20 protein-coding genes and 2 pseudogenes are annotated in these 23,395 nt (G+C 43.4%); 15 read left to right on the forward strand and 7 right to left on the reverse strand.

Annotated features, from left to right (window positions below):
* Nucleotides 1–72: 72 nt before the first annotated feature.
* Nucleotides 73–1,029, reverse strand: a complete 957-nt coding sequence (locus QUA70_RS24445; protein ID WP_333334202.1) for a transposase — start codon at nucleotides 1,027–1,029, stop codon at nucleotides 73–75.
* Nucleotides 1,026–1,331, reverse strand: a complete 306-nt coding sequence (locus QUA70_RS24450; RefSeq protein WP_333334204.1) for a hypothetical protein — start codon at nucleotides 1,329–1,331, stop codon at nucleotides 1,026–1,028. Before QUA70_RS24450 ends, QUA70_RS24445 begins: the two co-directional genes overlap by 4 nt.
* Nucleotides 1,332–1,655: 324 nt before the next feature.
* Here QUA70_RS24450 and QUA70_RS24455 point away from each other — a divergent pair, with 324 nt between their 5' ends.
* Nucleotides 1,656–1,979 carry a hypothetical protein gene (locus QUA70_RS24455; RefSeq protein WP_333334205.1) on the forward strand — a complete coding sequence of 108 codons (324 nt, stop codon included), beginning with the start codon at nucleotides 1,656–1,658 and terminating at the stop codon, nucleotides 1,977–1,979.
* Between the two features lie 124 nt (nucleotides 1,980–2,103).
* Here the strand turns inward: QUA70_RS24455 and QUA70_RS24460 are convergent.
* Nucleotides 2,104–2,387 (reverse strand): annotated as a pseudogene (locus tag QUA70_RS24460) (IS630 family transposase); the annotation flags it as partial.
* 576 nt (nucleotides 2,388–2,963) lie between these two features.
* Between QUA70_RS24460 and QUA70_RS24465 the strand changes: the two are divergent.
* Nucleotides 2,964–3,461, forward strand: a complete 498-nt coding sequence (locus tag QUA70_RS24465; protein ID WP_333350468.1) for a hypothetical protein — start codon at nucleotides 2,964–2,966, stop codon at nucleotides 3,459–3,461.
* 66 nt (nucleotides 3,462–3,527) lie between these two features.
* On the opposite strand, the gene QUA70_RS24470 is transcribed toward QUA70_RS24465, so the two are convergent.
* The 3 genes from QUA70_RS24470 to QUA70_RS24480 form a co-directional block, all read right to left on the reverse strand.
* The gene (locus QUA70_RS24470; protein WP_039886668.1) at nucleotides 3,528–3,893 is read right to left on the reverse strand and encodes a response regulator transcription factor; all 366 of its coding nucleotides are present in this window, start codon (nucleotides 3,891–3,893) and stop codon (nucleotides 3,528–3,530) included.
* A gap of 322 nt (nucleotides 3,894–4,215) precedes the next feature.
* Entirely contained in the window at nucleotides 4,216–6,552 is a 2,337-nt protein-coding gene (locus tag QUA70_RS24475; RefSeq protein ID WP_333350470.1) for a polysaccharide biosynthesis tyrosine autokinase, read from the reverse strand.
* A 135-nt stretch (nucleotides 6,553–6,687) separates the two neighbouring features.
* The gene (locus QUA70_RS24480; RefSeq protein WP_333334209.1) at nucleotides 6,688–8,160 is read right to left on the reverse strand and encodes a polysaccharide biosynthesis/export family protein; all 1,473 of its coding nucleotides are present in this window, start codon (nucleotides 8,158–8,160) and stop codon (nucleotides 6,688–6,690) included.
* A gap of 205 nt (nucleotides 8,161–8,365) precedes the next feature.
* On the opposite strand from QUA70_RS24480, the gene QUA70_RS24485 reads away from it, so the two are divergent.
* From QUA70_RS24485 to QUA70_RS24545, 13 genes and pseudogenes are all read left to right on the forward strand, one after another.
* A complete protein-coding gene (locus tag QUA70_RS24485; protein WP_333350472.1) occupies nucleotides 8,366–9,787 on the forward strand; it encodes an O-antigen ligase family protein in 1,422 nt (473 codons plus the stop codon).
* Nucleotides 9,788–9,917: 130 nt separating this feature from the next.
* Complete coding sequence (locus QUA70_RS24490) at nucleotides 9,918–11,255, forward strand: flippase (protein ID WP_333350475.1); 1,338 nt, start codon at nucleotides 9,918–9,920, stop codon at nucleotides 11,253–11,255.
* Nucleotides 11,252–12,469 (forward strand): hypothetical protein, encoded by a 1,218-nt coding sequence (locus tag QUA70_RS24495; protein WP_333350477.1) that lies wholly within the window; start codon nucleotides 11,252–11,254, stop codon nucleotides 12,467–12,469. The genes QUA70_RS24490 and QUA70_RS24495 overlap by 4 nt, the downstream gene beginning before the upstream one ends.
* Nucleotides 12,470–12,488: 19 nt before the next feature.
* Nucleotides 12,489–13,421, forward strand: a complete 933-nt coding sequence (locus tag QUA70_RS24500; RefSeq protein WP_333334217.1) for a glycosyltransferase family 2 protein — start codon at nucleotides 12,489–12,491, stop codon at nucleotides 13,419–13,421.
* A gap of 250 nt (nucleotides 13,422–13,671) precedes the next feature.
* The gene (locus tag QUA70_RS24505) at nucleotides 13,672–14,814 is read left to right on the forward strand and encodes a glycosyltransferase family 1 protein (RefSeq protein WP_333350479.1); all 1,143 of its coding nucleotides are present in this window, start codon (nucleotides 13,672–13,674) and stop codon (nucleotides 14,812–14,814) included.
* Between the two features lie 32 nt (nucleotides 14,815–14,846).
* A complete protein-coding gene (locus QUA70_RS24510; protein ID WP_333334221.1) occupies nucleotides 14,847–15,848 on the forward strand; it encodes a hypothetical protein in 1,002 nt (333 codons plus the stop codon).
* 32 nt (nucleotides 15,849–15,880) lie between these two features.
* Complete coding sequence (locus QUA70_RS24515; RefSeq protein ID WP_333410708.1) at nucleotides 15,881–16,069, forward strand: hypothetical protein; 189 nt, start codon at nucleotides 15,881–15,883, stop codon at nucleotides 16,067–16,069.
* Nucleotides 16,023–16,304 (forward strand): annotated as a pseudogene (locus QUA70_RS24520) (glycosyltransferase); the annotation flags it as partial. The gene QUA70_RS24515 and the pseudogene QUA70_RS24520, both read left to right, overlap by 47 nt.
* 63 nt (nucleotides 16,305–16,367) lie before the next feature.
* Nucleotides 16,368–17,276: a glycosyltransferase family 2 protein gene (locus QUA70_RS24525; RefSeq protein WP_333350481.1), complete on the forward strand. Its 909-nt coding sequence runs from the start codon at nucleotides 16,368–16,370 to the stop codon at nucleotides 17,274–17,276.
* A 1-nt stretch (nucleotide 17,277) separates the two neighbouring features.
* The gene (locus tag QUA70_RS24530) at nucleotides 17,278–18,438 is read left to right on the forward strand and encodes a glycosyltransferase family 4 protein (RefSeq protein WP_333350483.1); all 1,161 of its coding nucleotides are present in this window, start codon (nucleotides 17,278–17,280) and stop codon (nucleotides 18,436–18,438) included.
* Nucleotides 18,439–18,537: 99 nt separating this feature from the next.
* A complete protein-coding gene (locus QUA70_RS24535; RefSeq protein WP_333334227.1) occupies nucleotides 18,538–19,767 on the forward strand; it encodes a glycosyltransferase in 1,230 nt (409 codons plus the stop codon).
* Between the two features lie 59 nt (nucleotides 19,768–19,826).
* On the forward strand, nucleotides 19,827–20,909 hold the full coding sequence (locus tag QUA70_RS24540; RefSeq protein ID WP_333350485.1) for an NAD-dependent epimerase/dehydratase family protein: 1,083 nt from the start codon (nucleotides 19,827–19,829) through the stop codon (nucleotides 20,907–20,909).
* A 117-nt stretch (nucleotides 20,910–21,026) separates the two neighbouring features.
* Nucleotides 21,027–21,833, forward strand: coding sequence for a WecB/TagA/CpsF family glycosyltransferase (locus QUA70_RS24545; RefSeq protein WP_333350487.1), 807 nt, complete (start codon nucleotides 21,027–21,029; stop codon nucleotides 21,831–21,833).
* Nucleotides 21,834–22,307: 474 nt separating this feature from the next.
* On the opposite strand, the gene QUA70_RS24550 is transcribed toward QUA70_RS24545, so the two are convergent.
* Nucleotides 22,308–23,246: a class I SAM-dependent methyltransferase gene (locus QUA70_RS24550; protein ID WP_333350489.1), complete on the reverse strand. Its 939-nt coding sequence runs from the start codon at nucleotides 23,244–23,246 to the stop codon at nucleotides 22,308–22,310.
* Nucleotides 23,247–23,395: the final 149 nt, after the last annotated feature.

Consider the following 23,395-nt stretch of genomic DNA (forward strand, 5'->3'; position numbering starts at 1 on the left):
TTTTTGGCTGGCATTTTTGTAAAAATTGACTAAACTTAATTTTTATTATACCCTATTTAAAGGTACAACAGCTTAGCGAATGCGCCCTATTCGGGATTGACCACTCGGCCAACCAGGGGATTTTCCCCGTGGTTTTGGTGCTTGAGCAGGAGTGCCAATCTTAACCAAAAGTGGGAAAAGGGATTGAGCCACCCGTCCAGGAGTCAAATTAGTCAGAGGTTTTTGCCAAGGCAAGTGATAGTCTCGAACTAAATCTTGAGCCAACCACAACTGCCAAGTTAACAGAGGCATCAAATCGCTCCAACGGTCACATTGTTCTGGGGTGCTGAGATGAGGTAGAGTCCAATGTAATGTTTGCTTGGCTAAACGATACCAATGCTCAATGGCAAAGCGGCGCAAATAGTCCATCCAGACTACTTCGAGAGAACAAGAATTCTCACCTTCACCTATCCATGCTAACCATAAAGGTTTAACCTGACGACAATTACTACCGAGAGCTTTTCGCTCTACCAAGATCAATGTCATCGGATGTTGATCACTAGAACGAAAGTGTAAGTTATCCCACCTTCTGATTTGTAATTGTCCTAGCTTTGGGTCATCTAATTCTACCATCTCCTCAGCAGCCCACCAAGTTTGGGGGTCATTGATCTGAAATTTCTTCCCGTGACTACGGGGGCGCCCTCGACCAGAATAAGCTGGTGGGGCAGAGTATAAACAGCGATTAGAACGCAGCCGGATTAACTTGTCGGCTTTGAGATGGGCAGTCTGCAAAACTAAACTGGCACAGCCATATTCCCGGTCAAATAATACTAATGGTCGTTGTGGCAACCCTGCTATCACTTGTTCTAACTGCCATGCCGCTTTACTGATGGGTGTATCCCAACTGGTGATTCGTTCGTGTCTTAAGGGTAAAGCCCAACTCCCTTGCGCTTCGGGTATCCAGGCAATTGTGGTGTAGCCCAAGCCGATTGCTATCGGTTTATTGCCATGAATTGCAGTGGCTTGATGTTCATAGGTACGCTCCCTCAAGGTTGGTGCATCTGGTCTCGCCCACGCTTGCGCGAGTCTACTGCTAAAATTGGTCTCTCTACTCCTGACATCTGCTGAAGATACAGTTTCATTAATTGCTCTCGGTCTGGCTGAGAGTCCTGTAAGGCTTCGGACACGCTTGACCATTGTCTTCGGAACAATGGGTTGAGTGCCATCTCTGTTAAACAATTGGCTCTTGGCGTGGTCATCACTGCATCCATCAGCTCAAACGTGGCATCTTTGGCTGGCCCTAGCATTTTATAGGCTTGTTGACGGAATTCTCTCAAGGCTTCACAATTCATCGTAGGCAGATTTGAGGTTTTTTGCTAATTCTCAATTTTCTGCCTTTAGGGAACCTGTGGCAATCACAGGCTCCCTTTTCTTTCCCTTGTTAGTCTAAACTCCAGTCATCTACTTCATGGTGATTTAACTGGTTATGTTTGGGGTCAATCAAAAATCAGAATTGAAGTCCCCATTACCAATGAAAAAGATAGACAAACTTATTTTGGCGCCCTCAATTATCAAAGCAAATAATTCCATATTCAGAGCCATCCCTCTGGTGATGGAAAATCAACAGTTAAATTTATAAAAACTTACAAAATAAATATAAAAATCGCAAGATTATCTTGATTTGGGATGGAGCTAGTTATCATAAGTATGGAGAATTTAGAGACTTTTTATTAGAACTAAATGGTGACAAAGAACCTGATAATTGGTCAATTACTTGTATTTTATTTGCTCCCAATGCTCCCCAACAGAATCCCGTTGAAGATATTTGGTTACAAGCTAAAAACTTTTTAAGAAAGTATTGGTATTTATGTAGGTCTTTTAAGATTGTCAAATTTTTATTTGAGTTTTTTACTAACGAACATAAATTTGATTTCCCCAAAATACGTCAATATAGCCTTTCTCAAACAGGTGAGGTACGAATTTTGACCTGGAAAGCTTGACAATACAGGGTTTCTGTATACCTCATTTATCTGAGAAACGCTATATACTTACACACAGAAAAGCATTTAGGATTGCTCTAGATATAGAAAATCATTTAGGATTGCTATATTGTACCTAATTGTTAAGCAAAGTGCTGTATTTATCTGTGGCTTTTTTGTAATTCCCTTTCATCCTCTCATCTATTAGACTTTCTAGATTGTATGGGTCTCCCTTTACACACCAATAAGATACTTTTTTGACTGAGCAACTGAGCAACCTAAAAAATCAGCGATTTTAGATTGCGTTTTGCCGTCATTGAGCAATAATAAAATCAGAATTCTTTCTCTAATGTTTCCCTTCTCTTCCTCTCTTAAGGCTTTTTGTAGTTTCTCTATTTGTTGGGGATTGAGATGGTTTTTGGCTGGCATTTTTGTATTAATTGACTAAACTAAATTTTTAGTATACCCTATTTAAAGGCACAACAGCTTACTGTTTCAACGCTTAGAAAGTACATTGAAAATCAGGATGCTCCCGAAGTATAATTGTCGGGCTCGCCAACCTCCGACCGACGCGCCTTTCATCAAGGGCGGTGATTTATTCGGGGTACTCCGCGCCAGCGCTCCGATACATCCCCCCTCTAAATACACGCCTGGGACGAACCGGCTGTTAGTTAAAAAATTCAATTAATCATTGATAATTGGTAATGGGAATTGGGAATTGTGTTTGTAGTGACGACTTTAATCCTCATAAAACGCGCTCGGACTTGCATTCCTCACTACCATCTATAATGCTGATTTTACCGGACACGCGCTGATTAACCGGACTCGATATCGACGGCAATCGCTCAACTGAGAAACATAAAAGTTTGTATTTTTCAAACTATTCAAATTCTTCTTGTGGGGCCTTGGTTCTAGCTCGCCTAAAATATGCAATTTCTAGGCCGATTAGGTGATGGGTTTGTGTTAATATTCTAAAATATCCAACAACCACGCGGTAATAATTAGGTGGACAAACTTCAGACAGATATAGAGGCAATTTACTCTCAAATTGAGGAATTGCGCCTGGAACGCCAGCAGCTTAGTATTGCCGATGTTGTCCCAGCAGGTGATTCGCCCCAAGCGATCGCCGATGCTTATCGGCGTCACGCGAGGGAAACAGCACAAGTGTCGGCAGAAGTCAAGGGGATTGATGATGCGATCACGGCTCTGTCTGCTCAACTGAGTCAGAAACAGCAGCAGTCGGTAAAGTTGCAAAGAATCACTCCGATGGAGGAGCAAGTTGAAGAAGGAAGAGTGCTTGCTCACGGACACGCGGAACGGATTAATGAACTGGCGGCGGAACTGGCGGCGGAAGTGAAGGGACTCAAAGCCATCGCCGACCAAATTAGTCCCAGCTACTGGCAGGTTTATTACAAGCCTTTTATTACTGGTTTTAAGAGTATTACTGTTCCCTACGTGCGATCGGACGGGGATGTTTGGACTATTGTCAATCGAGTAGTTTAGAGAGGCTGCGGGAGCAGAAATAATCAGCGCTCAAGACAATTTTTTTCCTGTCCCTATTCCTCTACCTCAACCTCGCAGCAGTTGCTTAATAGTGCCGACCAGTTCCTGAGGGTGAAATGGCTTGGCGATGTAAGCGTCGGCTCCCTGTTTCATTCCCCAGTAGCGATCGAACTCTTCGCTTTTGCTCGAACACATTACCACCGGCAAATTTTGGGTTTTAGGGTCGCTTTTGAGCCGACGACAGACTTCGTAGCCGTTCATCCGGGGCATCACGATATCCAGAACGACTAAATCTGGGCGGTTAGCCTTGATTTGCTCTAGAGCTTCTACGCCATCACTCGCTACTGTGACGTTGAGTCCTCTACCTTTGAGCAAGTCGGCGATCATCTCCCGCAGAGTGACGCTATCATCAACAACCATAACTGTACTCATAGAATAATCCCTACCAAGTTTCTGGGTTGAAACGTTCACATTAACGTTTACACTAACGTTCACCTTCAAAGGTGTCTTTTCCTGATTGAGATTGCGCTCTGCTAAATGTAGTTTACCCACTTTTGCTGATTTCTCAATCATTTTCTGAGTAATTACCGCAAAATTTAAAGATCCGCGCAATCTCGGTTGACACACGAGGCTATGTCCGTTAGTCTATCATTTTCTTTCTCAAATGGTACTATTATCCAAAAATGAGGGTATAGCTTGGTTGTGCGTTTCCCGTTGAGGACGGCGGCGCTCGGCCGCCTGCATCAACATTTGTCTAATTAGGATTTTTCGTACCTAAAGCCGATAGTTTTTGGTCGTAGAGCGTGTCTAAAACGACCGGGCGCTGGCGGTAGCTGTGATCGGTGTTTTTGCAGCCGTTAGCCACGATTCCCAAGACGGAAGCTCCAGAAATTTTTAATTCTTCTAAAACTTTGCGAACTTGCGATCGGTCTGTTTGCCCAATTTGGACGACCATAATCGTAGCGTCTGTGTGAGCTGCGATCAAGTGGGTGTCGGCCAAGCCTGCTAGTGGCGGGGTGTCATAAATTACTAAGTCAAAAAATGCTTGGAATTGCTCCATCAGATAATGCATTTTTTTGGAAGAAAGAAGCTTGATCGGATCGGGGGGAATTTGGCCTGCGGTGAGTACGAACAAATTTTCTTGGTTCGGGGCTCGTTGAATCGCGTCGTTGAGGCTGAGATCTGTGGAGATGGCATCGCCCAGGCCACGCACGTTTGGCAGTCCTAACTTAGCGTGCAGTTGCGGGCAGCGCAAGTCTGCATCTACTAACAATACTCGCTGTCCGACTGCTGCTGCTGTGGCGGCCAGGTACAAAGCTACTGTAGATTTGCCGTCTCCGGCTACGGCTGAGCCGATTAAGAGCGATCGAATTGCCGTGCCTGCACTCAGCAAGTGAATGTTCGTGTAGAGCGATCGAAATGCTTCTAAAAATTGATAGTCCAAGTCGCTCAAAATACTTGGTTCCCCGCTCATCGGACCAGTATGTCTAGCTTCGCCCGGTTCGACTACTTCCACTTTCGAGTTCGATCGAGCCGATGTTAGTTTCCTCTGTCTGGCTGGCGGTCTGCGCTTGACTTTCTTGGTAAACGGAATCACCCCGAGTATTGGCAATCTTGTGGCGATTCTCAGTGATTCTGGAGAGTGGAATACAGTATTTAGTACCTCTACCAGCAAGCCGACTGCTATGCCCAGGAGACTGCTTAAAATTACTGCCAGCGCTAACTGTTTTTTGGTTTGTTTGACGGTAGCTGTTATAGGGCTGCCGAATTTGTCTAGCGGAATTTCCGGAGGATTTATCAGCACCCAGGGTATTTGCTCCTGAGCCGCATCAATCCGCAAAGCTTCTCGTTTTGCCAGGAAGTCCGAAAAACTCTTAGTAACTACTTGCAGTTCCCGCTGTAAATTGTCGTATTGTCGGGTTGTAACTGAAAAGTTTCTAATTTTTTGGTTGAGAGCATTTTGCGAAGCGGTCATTTCGCGATCGCGCGCTTCAACTTCTTTGATTTGGGTCTCTAAATTTCCCATCACCACTTCTCTTGCTTGTTGAGTGGCGGTTAAAATCAGTTCTTCCCGACTTTTTCGCAACGATAAAACTGGCAAACTGTCTTCTCTGTATTGAGCTAATTTTAAGGACAATTCCGAGTCTATTCTCTGAATTTGACCTAAGAGTCCGCCGTAAGCTTGTCCTTGGGTCATCAGCAGCCCCTGGGGATTATTTTCGTTGAGTAGTTTTTCATAGCTTTGGTAGAGGTTTCGCATCCCTTTTAGCTGAACTCTAATTTCTACTTGCTTACCCCGAATGCTTTGAACTTGTTCAGACAGAGATTTTCCCTCTATCTGAGGTTCAAACAAGTTGCTCTGCTGCCGCAGTCTTTGGACTTGCAGTTGCAGAACTTCCACTCTTTCTCGGAGCTTGGGCATCTCCGTATCTATAAATTTAATACCTTGATTAATGCCCATCAGCCGTTGCTGCAAGCTGTAATCTAGATAAGCTTTAGAAATTTTGTCCAATACGCCGTAAATTTTTTTCCGGTCTGAATCTTTGTAGCGAACTTGTAAAATTTTTGTGCCTTGCTGTTTGCCATCTTTCGTGTAGCTGACGCGGCTGATCGACATTTTTGACATCAGTTCCGTATAGTTCATTTTGGGATACCAAGCCCGCAATTCCTCAATCACGGGCTGCATCATTTTGGGGCTACGCAAAATCCTAATTTGGGTTTCGTAGTCTACTAAGCTAATTCCTTCTATATTAATTCTGGCTAAGTCCGCAGCTTGGGTGTTGTTTAATTGTTTGGATTGCAAACCTTCAGCCGTGGCTGGCTCTACTAACAGGGAAAAGGAGCCTTCATACTCGATCGTTATGCTTTTAGAAGTGGCGATGATCGCTGTTCCTGCCAGGGCGCTCAAAGCAATGGTGGCTGCTGCCATGACCAGGAAGCGACGGCGCACGACGCCTAAGAGCCAGGACAAGTCTAGCTTTTCTTCTTCTCTGTCCTCTACGAAGTGATCTCTGTAGTTCTGAGCAGATAACTCCGGCAGTTTGCCATTCGATTTGGGTGTGAAGGGTTGGTAATCTTGTCTGCTATCCATATTCAGCCTGGGTATTTTTGAGGTTGATATTTTTGAGGTTGATATTTTTGAAGTGGCCAGGTCGCGGCGGGGTAATCTTATTGTTTCGTTTATTCTAGCCTTGGCCAGGAATTATCCACCTCACCCGCCACTTTATTACCTGAATAAAAATCGGAGAACGTTTATAAAATTTAACACTCCCGTAGCTGGCCCGACAGGTCCGATTACAGCGTTCATGCGATCGACAAAATTGACTAGACCCCTGCGAGATACGATAATCATGTCGTTGTTGCGAAGTTGAGGATTGGTTTCTTCGTTAATTCCTTGAGTTAAATTGACTTCGATCGTCCGTTTAGTAGCTGTACCGTCGTTATTGAGGCGGACTAGCTCAACTTTATCCCTTCTAGCTCTGGTATTCTCGTAGCCAAAAAATCCTCTGGAAACTAAAGCTTGATTCAGTGTGGCATTAGCTGGGAGCCTCAAGGGATCGAGGGATGTTCTGAGTTCTCCTACTACAAAAACGTTAATGCCGACGGGGGCAAAGTTAGTGTTCGCGAGCACACCAGCTTCTGCCGGGTTGACGATCGTAGCTTTGGGCACGATGATCGTGTCTCCCTCCTGGAGGATGGTATCTTGGGCGCCGTCGCCGGACTCTAGGAACTGCCACAGGTTGACTGGGATAATTTGTTCGCCTCTTCTGGTGACGCGCCGCACTTGGATTTGCCTGATGTCGGCATCGGAGGTGATGCCGCCAGCTAGCTGAATGGCCCGGATGACGGTGGGGAAACCTTCGCGGCTGAGGTCGTTTGTGGTGTTGCCGCCGATCACGACGTAAGCCCCGGGGCGGGTGACTTGACCAACGATGGAGATCGATCGAGGTTTTTCTGGGGGTGGCGAAAAGTTGGCCGTCGCAAATTGACGAGCTTCTGCTTGGTTGAAGTTGGCGACTGTGGGAATCACGATTGTGTCTCTGTCTTGCAAAATGATGTCTTGAGAGATGTCTCCTTCTTGCAAGAATTTCCACAGGTTGACGTTGAGCACTTGATCGGGGCCGTCTCGTTGGGGACGGCGGACGCGGATGTTGCGGATGTCGGCGACACCCGTGACGCCTTCTGCGAGTCTGATCGCTTGGGTGACGGTGGGGTACTGGACACTCGGCGTGGCTCCCGGGCCAGGAGTTAGGGTAATGGTGAAGTTTCCGGGCCTGGTGACTTCTCCGATGACGCCGACGTTGAGGGGGCGGGCGGCCACGAGGCTGACTGTGACTATGGGGTCTTTGAGGACGCGGCGGTAGGCGTTGCGGATGATGTTGGTGGCTTCTACTAAGGTGCGGCCGCGGATGGAGACCAAGCCGATCAGGGGCAGGTTGACTGAACCGTCGGAAAGGACTTCGTAGCCACGGCTGAGTTCGGGTACTTCGAGTATTTCTACTTGGATGCGATCGCCGCCGCCGAGTTTATAGCTTTCCGGCGATCTCGTAACGGGCGCAACATTCTGGGCTTGCTCTGCGCCTAGCGGGATGGGAAGTTGGGCCAGGGTGCTTCTGGCGTCAGCGATGACAGTGGAAGCAAACAAGACAACACCCACAACCGACGGGGCTATCTGTCTTGGAAAATGGGTGTTAACCATACACCACCTAATTTTATTGACTATGATTTATATAAGTGTAGCCTTTTTAGTGCTGGGCAAAAAGCTCATTATTTTAAGCGATCACCGAAAAAACGATGCTGTACTTTTGCTTTATGCCTAATTTCTGTGTTAGCGTGGTTGCGGGTTGACGGCTATATTTTATATCTATATAATTTGATATTGTTGGTTATAAAGGAAAGCAATTATGACTGAACCAGTGTCTCTACCAAATATGCTGAAAGAGCTGATTTTAGGTAGTTCTTCATTGACTTTGATGCTAATTGCTATACTCGCGATGGCAACTATACTATTATTTCAATTTGCTAGCTATAAAAAAATAGGTTTGGCTTTAGAAAAAAGCTTTGCTGGTCTTTACATTTTTATCTCTCCCTTTCTGACCCAACCTCCTTTTAATTACTTGCATTTTGTTAACTTGAAAGATCCAGAAGGTGGTATATTAAAACTACTACCTTATTTTTTTTACCCCTGGGTAGTATTAATTTTAATTTCAAGAACTAAAGTTTTTATGAGCAATTTCATAGATATTTTTGCCAGAATATTGATAATGAATCCTTTCTTTTTACTTTATATATTACTTCCATTACTGTCTACATTATGGTCTATAGTTCCTGAAGAAACGCTAAGAGCAGGCCTAGCTTTTTCAGGATTTACTGCTTTCGGCTTTTACATTGCAGCGCAATATAAATGGGAGGATTTATCTCGTTTCTGGCGGTGGGGATACACGGCAATCGGTTTGGCAAGTTTTGTAATGAAACCCCCTGGAGCAGGCGATTTTGTTGGCTTAACCCAATCTAAGAATTCTTTGGGGGGAGTTTTAGCTCTCTGTACGGCATTTTGGTATTTGCATTATTCTCAAGGAGCTAAAACTCAGAAAGATCGCTGGATTGCTTTGGGAATGATGTTCTTTTCATTTTACCTAGTAAGGGCTAATAAATCGAGCGCGGCTCTAGTGATTACTATCATATTAATAATTGCAGTGTCGTCACTAAATTTTTTAAAAAAATTAAGTTTTCAGTGGGCCTTTACTGCGATTATATGTTTCCTGGTCGTCAGCATAATTATGACTGTTTTTGTAGTAGACAACCTAGAGGATATTATTGTAGGTGGGTTAGGCAAGGACTTGACTCTAACTGGGCGGACAGAATTCTGGCCGCAGTTAATGGCTGCGGTCAATCAGCGCCCCTGGTTTGGCTACGGATACGATGGATTTTTTCAACAAGATAAGTTAGGAGCGGGTACTCCTGCTTATTTTATTTATACTCCTAATGGATTTCAACCTAAAAATCCTCACAATGGCGGGATCGGTATCTTGTTAGCCTTCGGTTGGCCGGGATTAATCTTAATGATGACTTCCTTGCTGCTCAATTTAGCTTACGCAGTTCGGTATTTGAGTCGTAGCACCCTGGAAGAAGCGGGAATACCTATTTGTTTTCTAGTGTCAATTATTATAAGCAACATCACAGAAGGTTATATCCTAGATATAGGAAATCCTTGGCTGAGTTACGTAATGTTGACGGTTCGACTTGCGATAGATAATGCTAACAATAGTTCTAACAGTAGCACCAGTAACCCTCAAAGGCGTTCTTTAGCTCGCACTGTCCATTGAAGTAACCTTTATTAGGTGGATCGTGGGTCAAGTTGTGATATGTTGTTAGAGGACCAACCAGTCTAATTTTGCGAGATTGCCGACCCTGCCAGAACTGCCTTTGTGTTTTGTAAAAATTTAAAATATTCTGATGCTAGATAAGTTAACTGCGGTCACTCAAAGGCTCGGCCCTAGTCTGCGCCAGGTACTCAGCAACATAGCTTGGCTGTTCACTGACCAAATCTTGCAGATGGGTTTAGGCCTGTTTGTAGGCCTTTGGGTGGCTCGCTATCTTGGTCCGACACAATTTGGATTGCTCAACTACGCGATCGCCTTTGTGTCGCTGTTTAGTTCGGTGGCAGCGATGGGGTTGGGTACTCTGGTAGTGAGGAATATCGCTCGCGACCCAGAATGCAAAAATGAGACCCTGGGAACTGCCTTCGGATTGCAATTTACTGGTGGCTGCATCACTTTGTTGTTAAGTGTCACGGTAATTGCGCTACTCAAGCCCAACGACAGTCTGACTCGGTGGCTGGTAGGTATCATCGCTGCGGGAACGATCTTTAATGCTTTTGAAGCAATCAATTTTTGGTTTCAGTCCCAAATCCAGTCCAAATATACAGTGCTGGCAAAAAATTCGGTATGTTTTTTAGTTGCTGCTGTCAGAATTGGGTTAGTAACAATTAAAGCCCCCCTACTTGCCTTCGCCTGGGTTAGATTGACAGAGGTCGCATTGGTAGGAATCGCTTATGTATATTTTTATAACCTTACGGGGAATAAAATTAAGGATTGGCACTTCAGTTGGGAAAGGTGTAAGGAACTGTTATCGGAAAGTTGGCCGATAATTTTGTCGGGATTGGCAGTTTATGCGTACTCAAAAACCGATCAGATAATGCTCGGTGCGATGAATCAAAATGCTGAACTTGGCTATTATGCTGCAGCTGTTAAAATTTCGGAAATCTGCGATTTCTTGCCAATGATCATATCCAGCTCTATTTTTCCCAAATTAGCGAATTTGAGAAAGACAAATTATGAAGAATATCTAAATAAATTTCAAATTTACTCGGATATTATGATATTTTTATGGTTGGGAGTTGCGATACCAATATCATTACTTTCTCCCTGGATAGTGCATGTGCTTTACGGTGAAAACTATGCGAAGTCAGCAGCGGTACTGGCAATCTATGTTTGGGCGCAATTTGGCAGTAACTTTGGAGTAGCACGGAGTACATATTTGAACATAGAAGGTCAGTTGCGCTACAATCTTTACTTGACTGTAGTCGGATCTATTTTCAATGTGGGGTTGAACTTTTTCATGATTCCTAAGTATGGAGCTTTTGGAGCAACGGCAGCTACTCTTATAACTTATTTTTACGTGATTATATTACTCAATTTCTTGATTAAGGAATTGCGCCCATTCGGAAATTTCATATGGCGCTCCCTTAACTTATACAAGGCAGCTTGTAGAATCAGAGGATTAGTAAAGTGATTCAAATTAAACCTAAAATCGAACAGCGCTCGAATTGCCCCTATTGCGACACGGAACTCAAGGCAAAAAAAATTTTGTGGCAAGGGATACATATTGTTCTGGACTGTAAGTGCCCGGGATGTGGCAGCGAAATAATCGACGAGTTGAGAGTAGGTCATGGAGTCACAAACTCCGTCCAAGTTGATACAATCAAAGGTGAAGTTTTTGCAAAAGTTGCTAATATCAAAGAATGGCTAGGCCAACCATTACTCTATTCACTCCAAAATCCTCAACCCGAAAAACTTGAGATTGGCAAAGAAATTTTTAAACCCTGCAAGCGGGTAATTATTTTAAACTGTCTCGATCATCTTTATGGTCATTCCTTGCTGAAGTTGCTAAATGCACAAAGGCACTTAGAATACAACTCGGACTGCGGGTTAGTTGTGATAGTTCCTAAGTTGCTAAGGTGGATGGTTCCTGATGAAGTTGCAGAAGTCTGGACAGTACCTATTTCTTTAAAAAATGGTCAAACTTACTATCCCAGCTTCGCCGAGTTTGTTGAGGAAGAAACTAAACGCTTTGATGAAATTTATGTCAGCCAAGCCCATTCTCATCCTAGCCAGTTTGACATCACGCGGTTTACTAGAGTTCCCAAACACAAATTTGAGGAGCCAGAAACAAGAATTACTTTTATTTGGCGGGAAGATCGTTTATTAGTTAACGGTTTGCTGTTCCGAATTATGAAAAAGCTAAATCAACGAGAAAGGGCATTGCCATTGCAAAATTTAAAAATTCAGCAGTTATTTCAGAAAATCCGGTTGCAAGTACCAGAAGCAAAATTTGCAGTAGCTGGTTTGGGGACAAAAACTAAGTTTCCGGAATGGATTGAAGATTACAGAGTGGAGAGTTTTAATGAAAAAGTTGAAAAGGAAATATGCCGTGTTTATTCACAAAGCCGCTTAGTAATTGGTCTTCACGGCTCTAATATGTTGCTACCTTCGGCTCATGCTGGTATGACAATTGATTTGATAGATGAGCGTTGGGGGAACTTTGCCCAAGATATTTTATACCAAGAACGTGATCCGAGAATGGCTAGTTTTCGCTATAGATTTTTGCCCTATCAGACTAGCAATGATACACTAGCATACATAGCGGCTGTGATGCTCCAGAAGTGGTTTAATTTTAAATCGCAGATGACTGCTGAGCTTGTTAATTCAGATGTTGAAGACTACTAGAAAAAGTAGAGTCGCAGAAATGTTCAATTACCAAATCCAAACACCCGTCGCTTTTATCATTTTCAAACGTCCAGATACAACGGCTCAAGTATTTGAGGCAATTCGTCAGGCCAAACCTCCCAAATTGCTAGTAATTGCTGACGGCCCACGTCCAGATAGGCCTGGAGAAGATCAAGAATGTGCTGCCGCTAGAGCTATTATTGACCAAGTAGATTGGGACTGCGAAGTTTTGAAGAATTACGCAGATGTAAATCTCGGTTGTCGCCTGCGGGTTTCTAGCGGTATGAATTGGGTGTTTGATCAAGTTGAAGAGGCAATTATTCTTGAGGATGACTGTCTCCCTCATCCTACTTTTTTCCGCTTCGCTGAAGAATTGCTGGAGCGTTACCGAGACGACCAGCGAATTCTGTCAATTTCTGGTCAAAATGTTCAGTTTGGGCGAAAAAGAACTGATTATAGTTACTACTTTTCTCGCTATAATCACTGCTGGAGCTGGGCGAGTTGGAGGCGAGCTTGGCAGCACTATGATTTAGATATGAATCTGTGGCCAGAAATTCGCGATGGTAATTTTTTGGTAGATGTACTGGGAGACTCTCATGCTGCCAAAGTTTGGACAAATACTTTTCAGCTTTGTTATGAAAAAAAATTACAGAGTTGGGCTTTTCAGTGGACATTTGCTAGCTTTATTCAAAATGGTATGAATATTCTTGCGAATGTTAATTTAGCTTCTAATATCGGACATGGTATAGGAGGAACTAACACCAAGGATGTTAACAGTCCTTACAGTAATATGCCTGTAGAAGCTATGACATTTCCCATGAAACACCCAACCTTTGCAATTCGGGATACGCAAGCCGATAATTTTACCGAAAACACTCTATATGATTACAATCCGCCGTTATTAAGGAAGGTGCAAAAAAAAGTCAATAAACTTTTGAAACAAAACAGGTAAATTCAGCTATAAATCTAGAGGATAGGCAGGGGAGATGAATGTAGTACCTCTCAATAGTTCTAATACTGAAGGGGCCTGCTCGCGCCTCTTATCCACTGGACCAAGGTTTGCAGGTGACTCGATACCTATCCATTTGTAAAGCATTAGTTCCTATATAAATTTGAGTTCAAATTTATATAGGAATATAATCCCTATTTTGTGAAGCCCGTCTAGAATCTAGTCAACAAATTATTGAAGGTTAAGGTTTTATATGTTAAGAGTTATCTACGATCATCAAGTTTTTAGCTGGCAGAAATATGGTGGTATTTCCCGATATATATATGAGGTGGCAACTCACCTCGCTCAATCGGAAAATATAGAGGTTAAAATTTTAGCGATAGCTTATGTCAACGAGTATTTAAAAAGCTATAAATCCGACGACAATAAATCAAACTTAATTGTCGGCTTTCCTATTCCTGACACCAATAAAAAAAGAATCAACGAATTAGTTGGCAAATTTAACCAGGGAGTTTCCGCAATTTGGCTCAAAAAATATCCTCACAATATTCTGCACCAAACTTATTACAGCTCAGGAAAACGCATTAGCGATCCGCAAGTGAAAGTGGTAATTACAGTCCACGACATGATCCACGAAAAGTTTAGTCAGTTTTTTAAGAGCAAAAATATCTTTAATGCCCAAGATAAAACATCTTTGATAAAAAAAGAAGCTGTGCAGCAAGCCGATGGGATTATTTGTGTTTCGGAAAATACCAAAAAAGATTTAATAGAAATCTTAAATGTAGAACCGAGCAAAATATCTGTAGTCTATCACGGTTACTCTTTAAACACCTATTCTAGCGATACCGTTGCTCCCAACCTACCTCATCCCTATATTTTGTACGTAGGAGAAAGAGGGGGTTACAAAAACTTTAACACTCTCTTGCAAGCTTATGCCCATGCCAGCCAATTGCGGAATAACTTTCATCTCGTCTGCTTTGGCGGCGGTGTCTTTGATCCTCAAGAGCTCAATCAAATTAGTATCCTTGGACTCCCAGAAGGTAAAGTTATTCAAGTTTCAGGAGATGACAATTTTTTGGCTAATTTATATCAAAATGCTGCGCTTTTTGTTTACCCTTCGCTTTACGAAGGGTTTGGGATGCCGCTGTTAGAAGCAATGGCACTTAAGTGCCCCGTTGCTTGCAGTAATACTAGCTCCATACCTGAAGTGGTCGGAGAAGCCGCCGAATTATTTGACCCCAATGAACCTGACAATATTGCTGAAGCTTTGCAGAAAATTTTGTTCTCGACAGAAAAAGCTGAAAAGTTAGTCCAACTCAGTACAGAAAGAATCAAGCTTTTTTCTTGGGAGACTTGTGCAGAAAAAACCAAAAAAGTCTACTTATCTCTGTTATAATTTTTGTGAACTAATGTAGATGAGGAAAACAGATGTCTCGTTTTCATTTAGCAGTTTTTAATTGCGAACGAATTTCCCTGTTTTTAGACAACTTTGATAAAATCAGGAACTTCGATCCAGAGCAAGATAAAATTTATATCTTAGACTGCTCTTCTAATCATAAACAAGAGCAAGAGAAAGTGGCTAAGTTCGTGCAAGAAAAAGGCTGGGAGTTCAACAAGCAAGTTCATTTTATAATTAGAAGAAATTGGGGGGTGGACCAAGGCGCTAGAATAGACTATTTAAGTTTATTAAGAGACAATTACTTTGATTCCTCGCCTAAATATATCTGGCAGTTTCAGGAACATTATCTCGATTTGACATCTCCTGCTAGCAGATATCCCGTAGAATTCCCCAAAATAGGAGGTCAAATTAAAGCCGATATAATTCCCGACAACCTGATCATAGATTTAGATGAATGCGAAAAAATCTATGAGGAAGATCCGACAGTTACCATGATTTATGCAGCTCGCTTAAAGATGACATTGTTTTCCCACACAGATGGCAGAGAGTGGTTTTACGTGGGTGGAGCCAACTATTTTATCCGAGCATCCTACGCGCTGCAAATCAACGAGAAAAATCTTTTGGATAGCTACAAAATGATTTATGTGGGCAAGCCAAATTGGGCTTTATTTGTGGAAATGGATCAAGGCTATCAGTTAACACGAAAAGGCGTGAAATGGTACGACTTAGTAAGTGGCTACAGTTTTGACCTGCCGGAGACATTAAGAAATTTGGAAACAGCCAACAATGTCGTTCTGCAGAAAGACAAAGCAAACACTCACGAAGATTATTACAGTCCCTTGTATGACCAATATCAACAACGTTGCTTGAAAGCTTTAAATACTCACCCCCTGTTCAGGGAAGTTTTAATCGGAAAGGCTCTTTTTGTAGATAGCATTAAGATCATATTAAGGAAGATTAAACGCAGCTTACTCCCGCAGAAATCAAAAAACTTAACAGTTCTTCAAGATGGTAAAATCAAAATTTTTTGACAATTATCGCAGTCTAAACCTATTTAGAAATTATGAACGGTACTAGAATTGCAGTCCTTCTAACTTGCTTTAACCGGAAACAAAAGACATTGGCTTGTTTAGAGGCTTTGTTCAACCAGACTCTCCCCGCCGATACTAGCCTTACCACCTATTTAGTAGATGATGCCAGCACCGACGGCATCGGAAGCTTTGGCTTGCGGCACGCCTGTGGTGGCTTTTGATGTGACGGGATTAAAAGATATTGTCGATCGCCAGCACAATGGCTATTTAGCTCAACCCTATGACAGTGAGGATTTAGCGCGAGGTATTGCATGGGTGCTAGAAAACCCGGAGCGACATCAAAAACTCTGCATTCACGCCCGTCAGAAAGCGGAAAAAGAATTCACCTTGGAGATACAAGCAAATCGCTATTTGTCTGTTTTTAACGAGGTTCTGTCAACTTCAAAGTCAAGATAAAAATCTGATTTTATTTGGTAAATTTTACCTTGCATATCGCTATAAGTCGCACACTTGGGAACAATGAACCGTACTAAAATCGCCGCCCTTTTAACTTGCTTCAACCGTAAAGAGAAAACCTTAGCTTGCTTAGATGCTCTTTTTAAGCAGGCACTTCCAGCAGATGTTGATATTTTAGCCTATTTAGTCGATGATGCCAGCACGGACGGAACCAGCGAGGCAGTTCGTCAAATGTATCCTCAAGTCAAGATTTTTTCCGGCGATGGGAACTTATTTTGGAACGGGGGAATGCGTGGGTCTTTCACCGAAGCAATGAAAGATGATCCCGACTACTACTTCTGGTTAAATGATGACACTCTTATTTATCCAGAAACCGTAAGTGTATTGCTAGAAACCACTCAAAAATTATCAGAAAAAGGAGAAACAAAAGTAATCATTGGCGGTTCAACCTGCGACCCCGAAACGGGTCAAACAACATACGGGGGTGTGGTGCGAAATAACCCTTTGCACCCATTCCGATATGGTATTCTAGAACCAACAAAAGAGCCTCAGATGTGCGATACTATGCACGGCAACTGCGTATTAATTCCCCGCAGTGTTGTGCAAATGGTCGGCAACCTTGATCCGGCTTTTGTCCATTATATTGGCGATTGGGATTATGGTTTACGAGCCAGACAGAAAGGATGTACAGTTTGGATTGCTCCTGGCTATTTAGGCACTTGTTTTCTCAACCCCCAGGTGACCAAAACGGCTGCTGATAATTTAAGTGAAGGATTGGATAAAATGAGCCAACCGAAAGGTTTATCATTCAAAGATACTACCCTGCAGCCGGCTCAAGAGTGGAAAGTATTTACTCAGCGGCATGGTGGCTGGTTGTGGCCAATTTATTGGCTGTTACCTTATCGCCGGTTAGTTTGGCTTTCAGTGTTGAGTAAACTGGGATTGACTAAAAACAAAACTCAAGGTGAATAGGATGGTTGATAGAAATGAACTCCGCATTGCTTGGCTTGTCCCGGAAGTGGAACTGGGAGCTTACTGGCAGCCTGTTTTGAGGGAATTTACAAAAATTTTTAAGAATACTGTATTTTATACTGGTCGTGTTTGGTCTGGGTTCGATCCTACGCTGCCGGGAGCATCGGCAATTCAGTTGGTAGGGGAGACTAAATTTGTCGAGACGGAAAAGATAGAAACAGGATACGATCGCGGATTCATTGTAGTATCGCCTAGTATTATCGGCTATTTGCTAAAATTTAGACCTCATGTGGTCTTTCCCCAAGCTTTCTCTTTGTGGACTGTTATTGTTGCGTTTTTAAAACCGCTACTGAGGTGGAAAATTGCCATTATTTACGATGGTAGTTCCCCAAATACAGACTTTCGAGATTCCAGTTTTAGGACATTTGTGCGCCGCATTCTTGTGCGGTTTGCCGATGCTTTTGTTGCCAATAGCAATGCGGGGAAAAAATATCTGATGGAAGTTCTAAACGTAGCGGAGGATAAAATTTTTACCCGAACCTATCTCGTACCTGATGCGGGAGCTTTGCTGAAACGATTGGATCAGACTCAGCCCCCAAACTTGCAGTTGAAACGCCCGATTTTTCTGTATGTAGGGCGCATCACGGCGAGAAAGGGAATTAAAACGCTTTTAGAAGCTTGCGCTCTTCTTAAAAATCAAGGTTATGTGGATTATTCGCTGTTGATTATTGGCAAAGGAGATCAGCGCGAAGAACTGGAAGCATTTATTAAAGAGTGCGATTTTGAAGAGCAAGTAACATGGGCGGGATGGGTAGAATATGGAAATTTAGGTGCTTATTTTCAGCAAGCTGATATTTTTGTGTTTCCTACTTTTGAGGATGTCTGGGGTATGGTTGTACCGGAAGCGATGGTGTTCGGGAAACCAGTGTTGTGTTCAAATGGTGCAGCTTCCTGTGAGTTAATTATGTCAGGCGAGAACGGTTATATTTTCGATCCTAGCAGTGCTAAAGAGTTAGCGGATAAAATGCAAATTTTTCTAGATAATCCTGATTTGATTGAGTCGATGGGAGAGCAGTCACGACAGATAATTTCTCAAAAAACGCCCGAAACAGCAGCTAAAGCTTACGTCGAAGTTACATCTTTTTTGACGGAGAATAGGTGAAGCAAGTTCGGCAACGGATTTTTTAAATGATTTAACGGAGGGATGGAAGAGGGTAGAGGGAAAAATTAGCAATTACCACTTAGCAATTACCACTTAGCCATGAAAGTTTTATTATCTGCGTTTGCTTGCGAACCGAATCTCGGCTCCGAAGAGGGAGTAGGATGGAATACTGTTATCCAATCTGCTAAACATCACGAAAGCTGGGTATTTACTCGCACGTTTTGTCGATCGTACATTGAAGCAGAACTAGAGCGGAACCCAGTGCCAAATCTGCACTTTGTTTATTTTGATCCGTTTGGGTGGAGCGAAGATTGGAAGGGGAAACAAGGATTGCTGCAACTTCACTACTATTTGTGGCAAATCTGGGCTTATTTTATCGCTCGTAAGCTCGATCGCGAAATTGGTTTTGACGTAGTACATCACGTAACTTATGTCAAACATTGGTCTCCCAGTTTCCTGGCGCTGTTGCCGCATCCTTTTATTTGGGGGCCGGTGGGGGGTGCAGAAGCAGCACCAAAGCCTTTTTGGCAAGATTTTAGTCGCCGGGGCAAAATTTACGAAACGCTCCGAGCATTGGCTCAAAGCGTAGGAGAACGCGATCCGTTTGTGGGCCTGACGGCGCGCCGCAGTGCCGTGGCCTTAGCAACTACGGAAGAAACCGCTGCCAGACTGCGATTTCTCAAAGCAAAAAATGTGAAGATTTTCTCGCAAGTCGGTTTATCGCAGCAGGAAATTCAAGAACTAGAGAAATTTCCTACCCCGCCGGAGCAACCAATTAGATTCATCAGTGTCGGTCGTCTCTTACACTGGAAAGGGGTGCACTTAGGACTCCGTGCATTTGCGGAGGCGAAGCTGGAACAATCGGAATACTGGATTGTCGGAGACGGCCCGGAAAGGCAGCGTTTGGAAGCTTTGGCCACAGAATTGGGACTGGCACATAAAGTATTTTTTTGGGGAACTTTATCTCGCACTGAAACTCTTTCTAAAATGGGGGAGTCTCACGTTCTCCTCCATCCGAGTTTGCATGACTCTGGCGGTTTTGTGTGCACGGAAATGATGGGCGTTGGCCGTCCGACGATTTGCTTGGATTTGGGCGGACCGGCTACTCAAGTGACGGAGCAAACGGGGATTAAAGTGGCTGCTACGGACCCCGATCGCACTGTGCAAGGTCTAGCAGAAGCTATAGTGTGTTTAGCCCAAGATCGTGAATTGCGAGATCGCTTGGGTCGATCGGGTCAAACGCGCGTCAGGGAAATCTATGATTGGGATGTTAAAGGTCTATTCTTTGCCCAATTGTGCGAAGATGTATTCGATGGAAAATCAGGATAACTTCTGATTTGTGCGATCGGGCAAAACAAAGAAAACTATATTTTTTCAGGCGGTGAAACGTGGGCGTTGCAATCATTACTGGCTCGGCGGGTTTAATTGGCTCTGAGGCCTGTCAGTTCTTTGCCAAACAAGGCTTAGATATAGTTGGCATCGACAATAATATGCGCCAGTTCTTTTTTGGTGCTGATGGTTCTACAAACTGGAACCGGCAACTGCTCGAAAAGTCCTTGGGTACCAAGTATTATCACTTAGATGTGGACATTCGCGACTATGAAGCGATTACCAATATCTTTCAGCGGTACGGCGACTCGATCGAATTAGTAATTCACACAGCAGCCCAGCCCAGCCATGATTGGGCTTCCCGTGCTCCGAAAATAGACTTTACCGTCAATGCCAACGGCACTCTCAATCTTCTAGAAGTAACTCGTCTGTACTGTCCCAAAGCTGTTTTTATTTTCACTTCTACAAACAAAGTATACGGCGATACGCCTAACAGTTTGCCTTTAATTGAATTAGAACACAGGTGGGAAATTGAACCCGGGCATACTTACGAAGGTGGCATTCGGGAAGATATGTCAATCGACCAGTGCCTGCACAGTTTGTTTGGTGCTTCTAAGGTAGCTGCTGACGTTTTAGTTCAAGAATACGGTCGATATTTTAATATGAACACCGCTTGTTTTCGCGGTGGCTGTTTGACGGGGCCAAATCACTCGGGAGCTCAATTGCACGGCTTCCTCGCCTACTTGATGAAGTGTGCTGTCACGGGAACTCCTTACACCGTGTTTGGCTACAAAGGCAAGCAAGTTCGCGATAACATTCATAGCGCAGATTTAATTTCCGCATTTTATGAATTTTATAAAGCTCCCCGAAGCGCCCAAGTTTATAATACAGGAGGAGGCAGGTACAGCAATTGTTCGATGTTAGAAGCGATCCAGATGTGCGAGGCAATTGCGGAACGCAAATTTAATTGGACTTATGCTGAAGGGAATCGCATTGGCGATCACATTTGGTGGATTAGCGACAATTCCAAATTTTCCAGTCACTACCCCAACTGGAAAATGAAATATAACGTTAAACAAATCTTACAGGAGATTTATGAATGTAACCGCGAGCGTTGGCTGAAAGAGGATTCCCATGATTGAGCGGGGCAAAAAGAATGTGCTGGGAATTTCGGTAAACGATTGAAGAATACAAAGTTAAACAAATCTTAGGGGAGATTTATGAGTGTAACTGCGAGCGTTGACTTAAAGAGGTGCTCCATGATTGATAAAGGGAAAAAGAATGTACTGGGCATATTAGTAAATGCCGTTAATTATGAAGCGGCTGTTAGCAAAATTATTGCGGCAGCCAGCGCCAGAAAACCAATGTCAGTTTCTGCTCTAGCCGTTCACGGGGTAATGACTGGGGTTCTCGACAGCACTCATCGTTATCGGATTAATCACATTGACTTAGTATTGCCAGACGGACAGCCGGTCAGGTGGGCGTTAAATTGGCTATACCATACGGGATTGCCCGATCGAGTTTGCGGGCCGAATGCGATGTTACAAATCTGCGAACGTGCGGCAGAAGAAGGATTACCTATCTATTTGTACGGCTCTCAAGCTTCTGTACTGGAAGCTTTATCTCACAATCTCTGCCAGCGTTTTCCCAAGTTAATTATTGCTGGAACTCAGCCTTCTAAATTTAGGCAAGTTTCGCCCCAAGAGAAACAAGAAATTGCACAGCAAATTCGCAACAGCGGTGCAGCAATTACTTTTGTCGGTTTGGGGTGTCCGCGACAAGAAGTCTGGGCTTACGAATACCGGGACGACTTATCAATGCCGTTGATTGCTGTAGGTGCTGCTTACGATTTTCATGCGGGTAATTTGGCTAAATCTCCTGACTTTTTATCTAAAATAGGTTTGGAATGGCTGTTTCGGATGATTAAGGAACCTCGGCGCCTTTGGCAGCGGTATGTTTTTTTGAATCCGCTTTATATCTGGCTGTTTTTGCTACAAGCTTTGAAAATTAAACACTTCGACCCCACAGACGCCACGCCGCCTGTAGAAGAAGTATTATATGGTTGAAATTTAAAAGTTTCTTGTGAATTATGGGTGTTCACAAGAAAAAATAAAAAAAGCAAACACATCGTAACTAATCGGTTTGAGGTGCAACTGCGATCGCATATTCAAGAAAATTTATATCAAATCCGGTGGCATCCGAATTATAGTGGGAGTTTAAGAGCTCGCGATTTGGGTAGCGAGCTCTTAAACTCCCACTGACATGATCCAAATATATTATTCCGATGCCACCGGAAACGATATTATGCCAGAAAACAATTTTTACATTATCTATGTGGTAAGCTGCGGACTGCACACCTTACATACAAAGTTTGTGCGTCAGTCTCGATCGAGTCAGGTGGATTCCTGGGTCAATAGTCGCATTTTGTTTGACTGTACTCCTGGCATGGGCGATGAGCACAGGGAATCGCAAAAGTATGGTGAGTGTGTAACCAAACTTGATAATCAAGCCAAAAGTTTATTGCCCTTACCTCGATCTTGCTATGGCTTTTGTGCCACAATCCGGATCGAATCGTACTTGTTTTCATCAGCAGCAAAGATTGTTTTCAGCAGTAGCTTCCAAGCTTGGACTTTACTGTTTTCTTTGGACTTTACTATCTGATGAGATGCCATTGAATCGAACACACTGAAAATTTTTCTTTCATCATTGATCCAAGTGTTGTCAAATTGGCGATAGTAGCCATTAAACTGGGTAGAAATTATCTCAAATCCTACTTTTTCACAGATAGCACGAAAGCTCTGCGGTGTGAAAAAATACAAATGCCTTGGTACATCTAGATGCATCCATGCAATCCCTGATGACTTCAGCCCAATACAAGAGTTATTTGGTACCTCCATCACCAATTTGCCGCCATCCACGAGCAACTGCATGGCATTGCGGAGTGCAAGTAAAGGATCTCTGGTATGTTCGAGTACGTGGTTCATCACAATTATGTCGTACTGTCGAGACTTGACTTCCGGGGGCAAAGATTCAGCAGTACCATAAAATACATTCAGCCCTCGCTGCTGGGCCAAAACCAAAGCTTGTCGATCGGGTTCTACGCCCCAGACTGTGTGACCATCTGCTTGCATTTCTTGCAGCAGGTGCCCATTGGCACAACCAATTTCTAAGATCTCGGAGGAAGCAGTCCCGAACTGTTGCTTCCACCATTTACTGGTGACATCTACTCCGCGATCGAAACGCCAAGCTAGATGGGTACGCAATTTATCGAAGAAGGAAATAGAAGAGGCAGATACGAAGCCTGTAAAGTCTATATGATGAGTATAATACTCATCGATGTCGTAGAAGCTGGCGATTTTGTTGAGTTCGGGTAGAGGATGAATGCATCCAAGTTGTGACTTTTCACACCAGTACAATTGAAATGACTCATTGTTTAGAGGTCTGCGCCAATCACCGGGTATGAATAGCCACGGTTTCATACTCTGTCCCGATATCGGACAGACGACGGTAGGGCTTAAGCAATTTTGACTTTGCATTAGAGTTTTCATTATTTAGGGCTTGCTGAATAAGCCTAAAACCCTTACCTCAAAAGACTTTGACTCGCGTTCGGCGTTGACAACGTGTAAGA

Origin of the sequence: Microcoleus sp. LAD1_D5, assembly GCF_036702115.1 — a bacterium.
In the GTDB taxonomy this organism is placed as follows: domain Bacteria; phylum Cyanobacteriota; class Cyanobacteriia; order Cyanobacteriales; family Microcoleaceae; genus Microcoleus.

Excerpts from the sequence above, each read along its gene's own strand:
- QUA70_RS24450 (WP_333334204.1), bottom strand. The coding sequence starts at position 1,331 with ATGAATTGTGAAGCCTTGAGAGAATTCCGTCAACAAGCCTATAAAATG.
- QUA70_RS24470 (WP_039886668.1), bottom strand. The coding sequence starts at position 3,893 with ATGAGTACAGTTATGGTTGTTGATGATAGCGTCACTCTGCGGGAGATG.
- QUA70_RS24475 (WP_333350470.1), bottom strand. The coding sequence starts at position 6,552 with ATGGATAGCAGACAAGATTACCAACCCTTCACACCCAAATCGAATGGC.
- QUA70_RS24480 (WP_333334209.1), bottom strand. The coding sequence starts at position 8,160 with ATGGTTAACACCCATTTTCCAAGACAGATAGCCCCGTCGGTTGTGGGT.
- QUA70_RS24485 (WP_333350472.1), top strand. The coding sequence starts at position 8,366 with ATGACTGAACCAGTGTCTCTACCAAATATGCTGAAAGAGCTGATTTTA.
- QUA70_RS24490 (WP_333350475.1), top strand. The coding sequence starts at position 9,918 with ATGCTAGATAAGTTAACTGCGGTCACTCAAAGGCTCGGCCCTAGTCTG.
- QUA70_RS24500 (WP_333334217.1), top strand. The coding sequence starts at position 12,489 with ATGTTCAATTACCAAATCCAAACACCCGTCGCTTTTATCATTTTCAAA.
- QUA70_RS24505 (WP_333350479.1), top strand. The coding sequence starts at position 13,672 with ATGTTAAGAGTTATCTACGATCATCAAGTTTTTAGCTGGCAGAAATAT.
- QUA70_RS24510 (WP_333334221.1), top strand. The coding sequence starts at position 14,847 with ATGTCTCGTTTTCATTTAGCAGTTTTTAATTGCGAACGAATTTCCCTG.
- QUA70_RS24515 (WP_333410708.1), top strand. The coding sequence starts at position 15,881 with ATGAACGGTACTAGAATTGCAGTCCTTCTAACTTGCTTTAACCGGAAA.
- QUA70_RS24525 (WP_333350481.1), top strand. The coding sequence starts at position 16,368 with ATGAACCGTACTAAAATCGCCGCCCTTTTAACTTGCTTCAACCGTAAA.
- QUA70_RS24530 (WP_333350483.1), top strand. The coding sequence starts at position 17,278 with ATGGTTGATAGAAATGAACTCCGCATTGCTTGGCTTGTCCCGGAAGTG.
- QUA70_RS24535 (WP_333334227.1), top strand. The coding sequence starts at position 18,538 with ATGAAAGTTTTATTATCTGCGTTTGCTTGCGAACCGAATCTCGGCTCC.
- QUA70_RS24545 (WP_333350487.1), top strand. The coding sequence starts at position 21,027 with ATGATTGATAAAGGGAAAAAGAATGTACTGGGCATATTAGTAAATGCC.
- QUA70_RS24550 (WP_333350489.1), bottom strand. The coding sequence starts at position 23,246 with ATGAAACCGTGGCTATTCATACCCGGTGATTGGCGCAGACCTCTAAAC.